General features: G+C 57.7%; 12 protein-coding genes. 9 read left to right on the forward strand and 3 right to left on the reverse strand.

The genetic code is table 11. The features are described 5' to 3' along the window. The first annotated feature begins 133 nt into the window (after positions 1–133). Both tctD and tctE read left to right on the forward strand, forming a co-directional pair. Positions 134–805, forward strand: a complete 672-nt coding sequence (gene tctD, locus AO277_RS04220) for a two-component system response regulator TctD (protein WP_002554918.1) — start codon at positions 134–136, stop codon at positions 803–805. Beyond that, positions 798–2,180, forward strand: coding sequence for a two-component system sensor histidine kinase TctE (gene tctE, locus AO277_RS04225; protein WP_044317863.1), 1,383 nt, complete (start codon positions 798–800; stop codon positions 2,178–2,180). The genes tctD and tctE overlap by 8 nt, the downstream gene beginning before the upstream one ends. Before the next feature lie 2 nt (positions 2,181–2,182). Here tctE and AO277_RS04230 read toward each other — a convergent pair whose 3' ends face one another. Together AO277_RS04230 and ygfZ are read right to left on the reverse strand one after the other, a co-directional pair. Then, positions 2,183–3,004, reverse strand: a complete 822-nt coding sequence (locus AO277_RS04230) for an HDOD domain-containing protein (protein ID WP_044317864.1) — start codon at positions 3,002–3,004, stop codon at positions 2,183–2,185. Positions 3,005–3,118: 114 nt separating this feature from the next. After that, the gene (gene ygfZ / locus AO277_RS04235; protein ID WP_044317882.1) at positions 3,119–4,060 is read right to left on the reverse strand and encodes a CAF17-like 4Fe-4S cluster assembly/insertion protein YgfZ; all 942 of its coding nucleotides are present in this window, start codon (positions 4,058–4,060) and stop codon (positions 3,119–3,121) included. Between the two features lie 153 nt (positions 4,061–4,213). On the opposite strand from ygfZ, the gene AO277_RS04240 reads away from it, so the two are divergent. Both AO277_RS04240 and AO277_RS04245 read left to right on the forward strand, forming a co-directional pair. Then, entirely contained in the window at positions 4,214–4,468 is a 255-nt protein-coding gene (locus tag AO277_RS04240) for an FAD assembly factor SdhE (RefSeq protein WP_003378499.1), read from the forward strand. Continuing rightward, positions 4,452–4,916 (forward strand): protein YgfX, encoded by a 465-nt coding sequence (locus AO277_RS04245; protein WP_002554914.1) that lies wholly within the window; start codon positions 4,452–4,454, stop codon positions 4,914–4,916. The genes AO277_RS04240 and AO277_RS04245 overlap by 17 nt, the downstream gene beginning before the upstream one ends. On the opposite strand, the gene nadB is transcribed toward AO277_RS04245, so the two are convergent. Continuing rightward, positions 4,885–6,501 carry an L-aspartate oxidase gene (nadB, locus tag AO277_RS04250; RefSeq protein ID WP_044317865.1) on the reverse strand — a complete coding sequence of 539 codons (1,617 nt, stop codon included), beginning with the start codon at positions 6,499–6,501 and terminating at the stop codon, positions 4,885–4,887. The two genes, AO277_RS04245 and nadB, sit on opposite strands and share 32 nt — an antisense overlap. A gap of 497 nt (positions 6,502–6,998) precedes the next feature. Between nadB and rpoE the strand changes: the two genes are divergently transcribed. The 5 genes from rpoE (at position 6,999) to lepA (ending at position 12,863) form a co-directional block, all read left to right on the forward strand. After that, the gene (gene rpoE, locus AO277_RS04255; protein WP_002554912.1) at positions 6,999–7,580 is read left to right on the forward strand and encodes an RNA polymerase sigma factor RpoE/AlgU; all 582 of its coding nucleotides are present in this window, start codon (positions 6,999–7,001) and stop codon (positions 7,578–7,580) included. 33 nt (positions 7,581–7,613) lie between these two features. Next, on the forward strand, positions 7,614–8,204 hold the full coding sequence (locus tag AO277_RS04260) for an RseA family anti-sigma factor (RefSeq protein ID WP_044317866.1): 591 nt from the start codon (positions 7,614–7,616) through the stop codon (positions 8,202–8,204). A gap of 8 nt (positions 8,205–8,212) precedes the next feature. Further along, a complete protein-coding gene (locus tag AO277_RS04265; protein ID WP_044317867.1) occupies positions 8,213–9,172 on the forward strand; it encodes a MucB/RseB C-terminal domain-containing protein in 960 nt (319 codons plus the stop codon). A gap of 298 nt (positions 9,173–9,470) precedes the next feature. Beyond that, positions 9,471–10,895, forward strand: a complete 1,425-nt coding sequence (locus AO277_RS04270; protein ID WP_223216152.1) for a DegQ family serine endoprotease — start codon at positions 9,471–9,473, stop codon at positions 10,893–10,895. 171 nt (positions 10,896–11,066) lie between these two features. Further along, a complete protein-coding gene (gene lepA / locus AO277_RS04275) occupies positions 11,067–12,863 on the forward strand; it encodes a translation elongation factor 4 (RefSeq protein ID WP_044317868.1) in 1,797 nt (598 codons plus the stop codon).

The following is a 12,863-nucleotide window of genomic DNA, read 5'->3' on the forward strand; positions in this document are numbered from 1 at the left end:
GCTTCCTTTCATGTCGCAATTGAAGGGCCGCGAATCGTTTCTGTCCTTCACAGGCGGCGGCCTGCCTGTAAACTCCACCGCCACAAGCCTCGATGCCCAGATCGATAACAACAGTGACAATCAGGAGACGGCGATGCGTGTTCTTCTTGTGGAAGATCATCTGCAATTGGCTGAAAGTGTCGCGCAGGCGCTCAAAAGCGCAGGTTTGACCGTTGATGTACTGCATGATGGCGTTGCCGCCGACCTGGCGTTGAGCAGCGAGGAATACGCCGTCGCCATTCTCGACGTCGGCTTGCCGCGTATGGACGGCTTTGAAGTGCTGGCGCGTCTGCGGGCGCGCAGCAAAAACCTTCCGGTGTTGATGCTGACCGCGCGCAGCGACGTCAAGGATCGCGTTCATGGCCTGAACCTGGGGGCCGACGACTACCTGGCCAAGCCTTTCGAGCTGTCCGAGCTGGAGGCCAGGGTCAAGGCATTGCTGCGTCGCAGCGTGCTGGGTGGCGAGCGGCAACAGCGCTGCGGCGTACTGGCCTATGATCTGGACACCCGGCGTTTCACGCTCGGCGAGGAGCTGCTGGCCCTGACGTCTCGCGAACAGGCGGTGCTGGAAGCGCTTATCGCCCGGCCAGGTCGGGTGATGAGCAAGGAGCAACTGGCCGCGCAGGTTTTCGGCCTCGACGAGGAGGCCAGCCCTGACGCCATCGAAATCTACGTCCATCGCCTGCGCAAGAAGCTCGACGGGCATTCTGTGGCTATCGTGACCTTTCGGGGTCTGGGGTATCTGCTTGAAAGCCGCGATGATTAACGACAGCCTGCGCTGGCGGTTATTGTGGAACCTGGCGTTGCTGCTGGTGGTGTTGATGCTGGCCAGCGGCATGAGCGCTTACTGGAATGGCCGCGAAGTGGCCGATACCGCCTACGACCGCACGTTGCTGGCGTCAGCAAGAACCATCGCTGCCGGCCTGACCCAGCGTGATGGCACGCTGAGCGCCGATATTCCCTATGTGGCGCTGGATACCTTTGCCTACGACAGCGAAGGACGAATCTATTATCAGGCCAACGACATCCATCAGAAGCTGATTTCCGGTTATGAAAATCTGCCTTCGCCACCACCGGGCACTTTGCGTACCGACGATTACCCTGCGCTGGCGAAGTTTTATAACGGGATTTATCAAGGGCAGGATGTACGTGTGGTCAGCCTGCTCAAGCCGGTGACTGATCCAGGCATGAACGGCACGGCTGAAATTCGTGTTGCCGAAACCCAGGAGGCGCGCAAGGGCATGGCGCGCAGCCTGATGGCCGACACGTTGCTGCGTCTGGGCATGCTCGGTGGGGGCGCACTGCTGCTGGTCTGGTTCACGGCCAGTGCGGCACTGCGACCGCTGGAGCGCTTGCGCACCGCAGTAGAAGAGCGTCAGCCGGATGATCTGCGCTCATTGCCAATGGTTGAGGTGCAGCATGAACTACGTCCGCTGGTAGGGGCGCTGAACCACTTTACCGAGCGGCTGCGCCTGCAGTTCGAGCGCCAGGCGCAGTTCATCGCCGATGCTGCCCATGAACTGCGCACGCCGCTGGCCGCGCTCAAGGCGCGGGTTGAGCTGGGCCTGCGTGAGCGCGACCCGCAACATTGGCGCAGTACGCTGGAATCAGCCGCACTTGGCACGGATCGGCTCACGCATCTGGCCAATCAGTTGCTGTCACTGGCGCGGATTGAAAACGGCGCGCGGGCCATTGCCGAAGGTGTCGCGCAACAACTGGACCTCAGCCAGCTGGCAAGAGAGCTGGGCATGGCCATGGCGCCGTTGGCTCATTCACGCGGCGTCGCGCTGGCGCTGGAGGCTGACGAGCCGGTCTGGCTGCGTGGCGAGCCGACGTTGCTGAACGAACTGTTGAGCAACCTGATCGACAATGCGCTGGCTCACACTTCACCGGGCGGTAACGTGGTGTTGCGGGTGTATGCGCCGGGTGTTCTGGAGGTCGAGGATGATGGCCCTGGCATTCCGGCAGATGAGCGGGAGCGGGTTTTCGAGCGTTTCTACCGTCGCAGTCAGCAGGGCAGCGGTGCCGGGCTCGGTCTGGCTATTGTGGGAGAGATATGCCGTGCGCATCTGGCCAGAATCACCTTGCACGATGGTGCCGAGCGGGGTTTGAAGGTTCGGGTCAGTTTCAGTGCGCCCTGATCCTAGTAAAGCATGCTCTTCGCTTCGTCCATCTGGGCGCTCAGCATGCCTTCAGCCCTGGCAAGCCTCAGTTGGCTGAACGCAGGCAGGTCGACCATCTCGATGAGGCTGAAGGGGTGATCGGTGTTCCTGTGGATATGCACTGTGGCGATCTGCACCAGATCTGTGTAGTCCGGACTTTTCGATACGCGCGCGAAGTTCTGGAACTGAATCGGCACGCAGGCCAGCGGCTCGGGAAAGTCCCATGAGCGCAGCAGGCGTTCGCCAATGACCGGGTGAATGCTGTCGATCACGTGGTTGAGGCTGATCGGATCGGCCAGCAGCTCGTAATGGTCTTCGGCATACGTCAGGATCGGCAGAATCCCGATCAAGTGGATCAGCCCGGCGAGTGTGGCCTGGTCGGGTTTGAGATTCGTGTAGTTCTGACACAGTGTGTAACTGATGTCGGCAACCTGCAGGCTCTGCTTCCAGATATCGCGCATCTTCTGCTCGATGACGGGAGACTTCGCGTGGAACATCTGCTCGACCACCAGGCCGATAGCCAAGTTACAGGTGTAATTGACGCCCAGGCGCCGAACCGCGGTGGTGACGTCGCTGACTTCAAAATTCGGGCGCAGCAGAGGGCTGTTCGCGACCTTTATCAGGCGTGCGGAAAGGGCTGTATCGCTACCGATGACCTTGCTCAGGGCCGAAATGCTGATTTCGGTGTCTTCGGCGGCAAGGCGAATTCTCAGTGCTACTTCCGGCAGGGTAGGCAGAAACAAGGCATCTCTGTCGATGGCCTTGATCAAGTTTCTCTGCACCTCGTCAGCCATCTTGCTCATGTTGCATCTCGCAGCCGTTGGGGGTGTCCAGAGTTTTCCGCGCGCTCCGCAGAGCGCCAGCATGTGCACTGGAACGCTCTAAAGACACTAGGAACCTGAATGTGTTCGTCTGGCTTAGCGCTGAGTTTCGAGTTTGCTGTCCAGTATGTAGGGCAGATCACTCATTTGCAGCGCTGCGCCTTCTGGCGAGCCAAGATTTATATGGCCATTTTCTGCCGCATCGCCCTGCAATACGGCGAGCAGTTCAACATTTTGGCCGGACTGTGCGGCGATGACCACGTTGCCCACCGCGCTGGCGTGTACCGGCGAAAACATTGCCGTACCCGGCTCGGGGATTTCTTCGCTGCTCAGCGTCAGGCGGTAGAGCCTGCGTTTGAGTTTGCCCAGGTATTGCATGCGCGCAACGATTTCCTGGCCGGTGTAGCAGCCCTTCTTGAAGCTGACGCCGCCGACCGTCTGCAGGTTGATCATCTGCGGGATGAACTCCTCGCGGGTGCTACCGAATACCTGGCCGATGCCGGCCCGTATCTGACCCAGCAACCAGTCATTGAGCGGACCTTCGCTCAACTGCGAAGCCAGCTGCGATTTGACGCTGTCTGCCTGCCCGGCGCGTACCCAGAGTTCGGCGCGGCCCGGTGAGACGCGGATTGCGATGAGCTCATTGGCTCGTACCACCGCATCGGTTTCCTGCGCCAGGTCCAGGCCCAGGCCGACCAGGGCACTGTCGCCATCCTGCAGGCCGAAGCGCACCCATTCTGCGCTTTCGTCAGTCAGTTTCGATTTGGAGAACACTGCGTATTTACGCAAGTCCAGCAGTTGCGGCTCGATCAGCTCGCTGGCCATCGCCAGCAGGCAACCGTCGCCTTCGAAAACGATGCGAAAACTCGACTGCATCCGGCCCTTCTGCGTGCAGCGGGCACCGAGGCTGGACTTGTCTTCATTCAGATAATTGAGGTTGCACGTCAGCTGACCCTGAAGAAACTTGCTGGCATCCACGCCGCGAACGGCGAGAACGCCCTCATGGGATAGCGTGCAGAAAAAAGCTTTTTGGGTCATGGTCATCGCAGATTGGGAAAAAAGTCCGGGGGCACATCATAGTGCCGAGTCGAGGTTATGCATACGGGGTGCGTGAAAACTGCTGCGACCATTGCAAGATTCGCGTGCCCGGCTCACGGCTGTATACTTGCCGCCTACTTTGAGGAGCGCTCCATGGTCGAAGACGTCGAACTCAACCGCCTTTACTGGCACAGCCGCCGTGGCATGCTTGAACTGGACGTGCTGCTGGTGCCGTTTGTCCGGGAGGTCTATCCGCATTTGAATGACGTGGACCGCGATCTGTATCGCCGTTTACTCACTTGTGAAGATCAGGACATGTTCGGCTGGTTCATGCAGCGCGCCGAGTCCGAGGATGCTGAATTGCAACGTATGGTTCGCATGATTCTGGATCGTGTCCAGCCCAAGTGATCGATTTGAATGTCACTGGCAGGCCTCGCGCCTGCTATTGACGGCGTATCTCGCCGTTCAGCTGCTGGCGCTGATCGCGTTGTCCTGGCTGAACATCGCTTCGTTGGCGTTGGCACTGGGTGTGCTGTTCTGTCTGATGCATGCTGCCTGGACGTTGCCGCGCTCGATCCTGCTCAGTCATCCGGCAGCCTTCACTGCGCTGAAGCGCGATCATCAAGGCTGGCGATTGTGGAATCAACGCGACGGCTGGCAGCCCGTGCAGTTATGTCCGGACAGCCTCGCGTTACCGTTGGTCGTGATTCTGCGTTTTCGCCCGATTGTCGCAGGCCGGCCGGGCCGCTCGATAAAAAGCTGCTGCATCCCGCTTGATGCGCTCACGCCGGACACGCACCGGCGTCTGCGTGTGCGCCTGAAGTTCAGCCGACGTAAGTGGGCGGTACCAGAATAGTGTCCAGCGCCTCCGGCAACATGTCGGGATAGTCCAGCGTGTAATGCAGGCCACGGCTTTCCTTGCGCCGCATGGCCGAACAGATCATCAGTTCCGCCACCTGCGCCAGGTTGCGTAACTCGATCAGGTCACGGCTGACCTTGTAGTTGCTGTAGAACTCGTCGATCTCATCCAGCAACAAACGCACACGGTGCTGAGCGCGTTGCAGGCGCTTGTTGGTACGCACAATGCCGACGTAGTCCCACATGAATCGTCTCAGTTCATCCCAGTTGTGCGCGATGATCACGTCTTCGTCCGAATCAGTGACCTGGCTGGCGTCCCACGCCGGAAGGTTGGTGGGCATCTGTACGTCGGCCAGTTGCTGCTCGATGTCTGCCGCTGCCGAGCGTGCATACACGAAGCACTCCAGCAGTGAGTTGCTGGCCATGCGGTTGGCACCGTGCAGGCCGGTGAAGCTGGTCTCGCCGATGGCGTACAGGCCAGGCACGTCGGTGTGGCCCTTGCTGTCTACCATGACACCACCACAGGTGTAATGCGCCGCCGGGACCACCGGAATCGGCTGACGAGTGATGTCGATGGAGAATTCCAGGCAGCGCTCGTAGACGGTTGGAAAGTGGGTCTTGATGAAGGCTTCCGGTTTGTGGCTGATGTCCAGATAAACGCAGTCGATACCCAGTCGCTTCATTTCGTGGTCTATCGCACGGGCAACAATATCGCGAGGGGCCAGTTCTGCCCGTTCGTCGAACCGTGGCATAAAACGTTCGCCGCTGGGCAAATTGAGGTAAGCGCCTTCACCGCGAAGTGCTTCGGTGATCAGAAAACTCTTGGCCTGGGGGTGATACAGGCAGGTGGGGTGAAACTGGTTGAATTCCAGATTCGCCACCCGGCAACCGGAACGCCAGGCCATGGCGATGCCATCGCCGCAGGCACCGTCGGGGTTGCTGGTGTACAGATAAACCTTGGCAGCGCCACCTGACGCGAGGATGGTAAAGCGCGCGCCGTAGGTGTCCACTTCACCGCTGTTGCGATTGAGTACATAAGCGCCCAGGCAGCGCTGGCCTTCCAGCCCGAGACGGCGTTCGGTGATCAGGTCGATGGCGGCGCGCTGTTCGAGCAGTTCGATATTCGGCCGTTTACGGGCTTGTTCAAGCAGGGTACGAAAGATCGCTGCGCCTGTGGCATCGGCGGCGTGGATGATCCGCCTGTGGCTGTGACCGCCTTCGCGTGTCAGGTGGAATTCAAAGCCGCTTTCGTCGGTATCTGCGTCATCGCCCCGAGTGAAAGGCACGCCCTGATCGATCAGCCACTGAATGGCCTCGCGGCTGTGCTCGACGGTGAAACGCACTGCTTCTTCGTTGCAAAGGCCGCCGCCGGCATTCAGCGTGTCTTCAACATGAGACTGCACGGTATCGGTGTCATCCAGTACTGCTGCCACACCGCCCTGGGCCCAGAATGTCGAGCCATTGGCCAGATCGCCTTTGCTCAGCACTGCGATGCTCAGGTGTCCGGGAAGCGTCAGTGCCAGGCTCAATCCGGCAGCGCCACTGCCAATTACCAGTACGTCATGCTGAAAATGTTGACTCATCTACGAATTCTGCCCTTGGCGACCACTAGTATAAGTATTGGGGTAACGGCACAATAGCCACGCCTACATGGCAATGTGAGACCACAGCGGGTATGGATTGTGCTCCAGTCCCGGATGTCATGCATATTGTTTTCCCTGTTATCTGTTACTGGAAATGCTCCAGTGCACTGATTTCAAAGAGCTTTGTGCAGTCTGCGGCTCACGCCTGTGATTGTGCCAATGGAACTTTTTGCCAGGATCCATGCTCAATAGCAGGTTGCCTACACAGGAACAGCGTCGTTTTCGCAGGGTTAGATAAGTGATCATCAACTGCGAAACCGGCGACAAGACTATTCACGCAGCCGACCGTGTCGCGCTGCGTTTTTCGTGCAGGCTTTACGATGGCCCGCAGGAAACTTGCTTGAAGGGGGAGAACTTTTGCGAAAAGCCCGAGTCTATGTTTGCGAGCCTGAACAATGTCAGTTGCAGCACTCCTTCATGCTTAACGAGGAGTGTTCATGCTAACCCAGGAAGAGGATCAGCAGCTTGTCGAGCGCGTACAGCGTGGCGATACGCGAGCATTTGATCTGTTGGTGCTGAAGTATCAGCACAAAATTCTAGGGTTGATCGTGCGATTCGTGCACGACACCCATGAGGCTCAGGACGTTGCACAGGAAGCCTTTATCAAGGCTTACCGTGCTCTCGGAAACTTTCGCGGTGACAGTGCTTTTTATACCTGGCTGTATCGCATCGCCATTAACACGGCGAAAAACTATTTGGTGTCGCGAGGTCGGCGTCCACCGGATAGCGATGTAAGGTCTGAAGACGCGGAGTTCTACGACGGCGATCATGGCCTCAAGGACATCGAGTCGCCGGAACGTGCATTGTTGAGAGATGAGATCGAGGGCACCGTCCATCGGACCATCCAGCTTCTCCCGGAAGATTTACGTACGGCGCTAACTTTACGTGAATTCGATGGTCTGAGTTATGAAGACATTGCGAGCGTCATGCAGTGTCCTGTTGGTACCGTGCGCTCTCGGATCTTCCGCGCTCGGGAAGCCATCGATAAAGCCCTGCAGCCGTTGTTGCAGGAATCCTGAGACAGCGGCGATAGCCCAAGAGAGGAACCCGCCATGAGTCGTGAAGCCCTGCAGGAATCGCTGTCCGCGGTACTGGATAACGAAGCGGACGAACTGGAATTACGTCGGGTATTGAATGCCATTGACGATGCCGATACTCGCGCTACCTGGTCGCGTTACCAAGTTGCCCGTGCAGCTATGCACAAAGAGCTGCTGATCCCGCATCTGGATATTTCGGCTGCTGTATCTGCCGCGATCGCCGATGAAGTCAGCCCGCTCAAAGCAGCACGTGGACCTTGGCGCACGCTGGGTCGTCTGGCTGTTGCAGCGTCGGTTACCGTAGCCGTTCTGGCCGGTGTCCGCCTGTACAACCAGGACGATATCGCCGGTGCACAACTGGCACAGCAGACCCAACAGCCTGCCAACCTGACTGTTTCACAAGTGAAAGGCCCTGCCGTACTGGCTGGCTACACTGAAAGTACCGAGCAGGCGCCTGGCCCTATGGCCAACGGCGTGTTGCAGGGTGCTGGTCAAGGTGATCAACGTCTGCCTGGCTACCTGCGTCAGCACGCCCAGGAAGCAGCGTTGAAAGGTACTGAAAGCGCGCTGCCTTACGCACGTGCTGCGAGTCTGGAAAACCGTTAAGGAGGATCATGCGAGCCGTCCCTCTACTGCCATTACTGCTTGGTGGATGGCTTGCCCTCCCGGTACAGGCTGATGATGCGCAAGACGCAATCAATCGTCTTGCCAAGGTTGATCAGCAGCAGAGCTATCAAGGCACCTTTGTATACGAACGCAATGGTAGTTTTTCTACCCATCGAATCTGGCACCGCATAGCGGATGGGCATGTTCAGGAGCGTTTGTTGCAGCTTGATGGCTCTGCTCAGGAAGTTCTGCGTGTTGACGGGCTTACACAGTGCGTCAGCGGCACGCTTGAAGCGGGTGTGGCCAATCCGGCCGACTCATCTGCCCGCGCATTCGATGTCAAAAGACTTTCCGCCTGGTACGACATAAAAATTGTCGGAAAATCCAGAGTGGCCGGTCGTCAGGCAACTATCGTTGCGCTGTCCCCCAAGGACCAGCATCGATACGGCCTTGAACTTCACTTGGATAACGAAACCGGTCTTGTGCTCAAGTCGCTTCTGTTGAGCGAGAAGGGGCAACTGCTCGAACGTTTCCAGTTTACCGATCTCGATACCGTCGGCGTTCTGTCTGAGCAAATGCTCAACACTAGCGCCGACTGCAAGCCCGTGTCTGTGTTGAAAGCCAAGCCTGAGCCGTCCATAAGTTCTGTGGCATGGCATTCTGATTGGTTGCCGCCTGGTTTCGAAGTCAGCAGCAGTGGTGTGCGCAAGGACTCCTCCACGCAATCCTCCGTTACCCATCTGATGTATGGCGACGGTCTGGCGCGTTTTTCAGTGTTCATCGAGGCAGTGAAAGGCGGGGCATCTTCGGATATTCGCACTCAGCTAGGCCCGACAGTGGCGGTCTCGCGTCGTCTCACAACACCGCAGGGCGATATGATGGTGACGGTCGTCGGAGAAATACCGATGGGCACCGCCGAGCGTATAGCCTTGTCGATGCGTAACGACGAATCTCCAGCCAAAAAATAAACATTTGAAGTCACGAATTCCAGGATGTAAAAATTTTCATCCTGGGTTTCAAGAGTCGCCAGGGCGCATTCAACCTGGCCTGGGCGCAGGTACTGAGATGTTTGGTGAGGTTTGCACGTTGCAAAAACTCTGGTTTTTTTCTATAGGTCACAGCCTCGCAGCTTTGGCCTTTTGTCGTTTCCAGAGGCCATGTCGCTGATCCAGAGATGAGCATCGCTGCTTGAGGTCTTTGAGTCAGTTGCTTGTACTGCTTAATTTTTTGCTCGTTACCAACGGGAGCTATATGTCGATACCACGCATGAAGTCCTACTTTTCACTGATTGCCGCTGTGCTCATGCTCGGCCAGGTTGCTACGGCTCAAGCCGAGAACCTGCCGGATTTTACCGGGCTGGTCGAGCAGGCCTCGCCAGCAGTGGTGAATATCAGTACGCGCCAGAAACTGCCTGATCGCGCCATAGCCAATCAGCAGATGCCTGACCTGGAAGGCTTGCCGCCCATGCTGCGCGAATTTCTTGAGCGCAGCATGCCGCCAGGGTCGCGTCCGCCGGGAGCCGGCAAGGGTGATCGTCAGCGCGAAGCCCAGTCACTGGGCTCGGGCTTTATCATTTCCCCCGATGGTTACATTCTGACCAATAATCATGTGATCGACGGTGCCGACGAGATTCTTGTGCGCCTTTCTGATCGCAGCGAGTTGAAAGCCAAGCTGATCGGTACCGACTCGCGCACCGACGTTGCGGTTCTGAAAATTGACGGCAAGGACCTCCCTACAGCGAAACTGGGCAACTCCAACACGCTCAAGGTGGGTGAGTGGGTGCTGGCGATCGGCTCGCCATTCGGCTTCGATCACTCCGTGACCAAAGGCATTGTCAGCGCCAAGGGTCGTAGTCTGCCAAACGACACATATGTGCCGTTCATTCAGACGGACGTTGCCATCAACCCGGGTAATTCGGGTGGCCCACTGTTCAACATGGCGGGTGAGGTAGTCGGGATCAACTCGCAGATATTTACCCGTTCCGGTGGTTTCATGGGGCTGTCGTTCGCGATTCCGATTGACGTCGCCATGGATGTGGCCAACCAGCTCAAGGCCAGCGGCAAAGTCAGCCGTGGCTGGCTGGGTGTGGTTATTCAGGAAGTGAACAAGGACCTTGCCGAATCGTTTGGTCTGGACAAGCCTGCCGGTGCACTGGTTGCCCAGGTGCTTGAAGATGGCCCGGCTGCCAAGGGTGGTCTGCAGGTCGGTGACGTAATTCTGAGTGCCAACGGCCAGCCAATCATCATGTCGGCTGACCTGCCGCACTTGATAGGCAACCTCAAAGACGGTAGCAAAGCAGAACTAGAAGTGATTCGCGACGGCAAGCGTCAGAAACTGACGGTCACTGTTGGCGCGCTGCCTGATGAAGGTCAGGAAATGGGCGATGTTGCTGGCACAGGCGCCGAACGCAGCAGCAACCGTCTGGGCGTGTCAGTGATCGAACTGACTGCCGAGCAGAAGAAATCCCTGGACCTCAAGGGCGGTGTGGCCATCAAGGAAGTTACAGGTGGTCCGGCTTCGCTGATTGGCCTGCAACCGGGGGATGTGATCACTCACCTGAACAATCAGGCGATTACGTCCAGTAAGCAGTTCACTGAGGTGGCGAAAAGCCTGCCCAAGGATCGCTCTGTCTCGATGCGCGTTCTGCGTCAGGGCCGTGCGACCTTCATCACCTTCAAGCTGTCCGAGTAACAGGGCGGTTTGACCGGGAAGGGTGGCTACGGCCACCCTTTTTTGTGCATGTTTGTTTCCCTTGCGTCTATCCGGGTGCCTGTAAGCGTGACGCCTCTTGCTTAGTTCAGGTACAATTCCCGGCTATTTTTCGGCGGGCAATCTGCCTGCAACCTTTTTGAGTGTTGATCCGTGAGTGATTTGAGTCATATCCGCAATTTCTCCATCATCGCCCACATTGACCATGGCAAGTCGACGCTGGCCGACCGCTTCATTCAAATGTGCGGCGGCCTGTCCGAGCGCGAAATGGAAGCCCAGGTGCTCGACTCCATGGATCTTGAGCGCGAGCGCGGGATCACCATCAAGGCCCATAGCGTTACCCTGTATTACAAGGCCAAAGACGGTATCACCTACCAGTTGAACTTCATTGACACCCCGGGGCACGTCGACTTCACCTATGAAGTCAGCCGTTCTCTGGCTGCGTGCGAAGGTGCGTTGCTGGTGGTCGATGCAGGGCAGGGCGTCGAGGCTCAATCGGTCGCCAACTGCTACACCGCCATCGAGCAGGGCCTTGAGGTCATGCCGGTATTGAACAAAATGGACTTGCCGCAGGCCGATCCGGACCGCGTCAAGGAAGAGATCGAGAAGATCATCGGTATCGACGCCACTGATGCCGTGGCGTGCAGCGCCAAGAGCGGTATGGGTGTGGACGAGGTCCTCGAGCGTCTGGTAGCAACCATTCCCGCACCGACCGGCAACATCGAAGATCCGCTGCAAGCGTTGATCATCGACTCCTGGTTCGACAACTACCTGGGCGTCGTGTCTCTGGTGCGCGTGCGCCACGGTCGCGTCAAGAAAGGCGACAAGATCCTCGTCAAGTCCACCGGCAAGCTGCATCTGGTCGACAGCGTTGGGGTGTTCAACCCCAAGCACACGGCAACCGTTGATCTGAAAGCCGGCGAAGTGGGCTTTATCATTGCCGGTATCAAGGACATTCATGGCGCGCCGGTCGGTGACACCCTGACCCTGAGCACCACGCCCGATGTTGACGTGCTGCCCGGCTTCAAGCGTATCCAGCCTCAGGTATACGCCGGCCTGTTCCCGGTCAGCTCGGACGATTTCGAAGACTTCCGTGAAGCCCTGCAAAAGCTGACGCTGAATGACTCTTCGCTGCAATACCTGCCGGAAAGCTCCGATGCACTGGGCTTTGGCTTCCGTTGTGGCTTCCTCGGCATGCTCCACATGGAGATCATCCAGGAGCGTCTTGAGCGTGAATACAATCTCGACCTGATCACCACTGCGCCAACCGTAATCTTCGAGCTGTTGCTGAAGACCGGCGAAACGATTTATGTCGATAACGCGTCCAAATTGCCTGACGTGTCGGCCATCGAAGACATGCGCGAGCCTATCGTTCGCGCAAATATTCTTGTGCCGCAGGAGCACCTGGGCAACGTCATTACGTTGTGCATCGAAAAACGTGGCGTGCAGCACGACATGCTGTTCCTCGGCACCCAGGTTCAGGTGAGCTACGATTTGCCGATGAACGAAGTGGTTCTGGACTTCTTCGATCGTCTCAAGTCTGTCAGCCGCGGTTATGCTTCGCTGGATTATCATTTTGATCGTTACCAGTCGGCCAACCTGGTCAAGCTCGACGTTCTGATCAACGCCGAGAAGGTCGATGCCCTGGCATTGATCGTTCACCGCGACAACGCTCATTACAAAGGGCGTGCGTTGACCGAGAAGATGAAAGAGCTGATCCCTCGACAAATGTTCGACGTGGCAATTCAGGCCGCCATTGGCGGTCAGATCGTGGCCCGGACAACCGTCAAGGCGCTTAGAAAGAACGTACTGGCCAAATGCTACGGCGGCGACGTCAGCCGCAAACGTAAATTGCTGGAGAAGCAAAAGGCCGGTAAAAAACGCATGAAGCAGGTCGGCAACGTGGAAATTCCACAGGAAGCCTTCCTCGCAGTGCTCAGGTTGGAATAG

The sequence above is a fragment of the Pseudomonas amygdali genome, from assembly GCF_002699855.1.
Lineage (GTDB): Bacteria > Pseudomonadota > Gammaproteobacteria > Pseudomonadales > Pseudomonadaceae > Aquipseudomonas > Aquipseudomonas amygdali.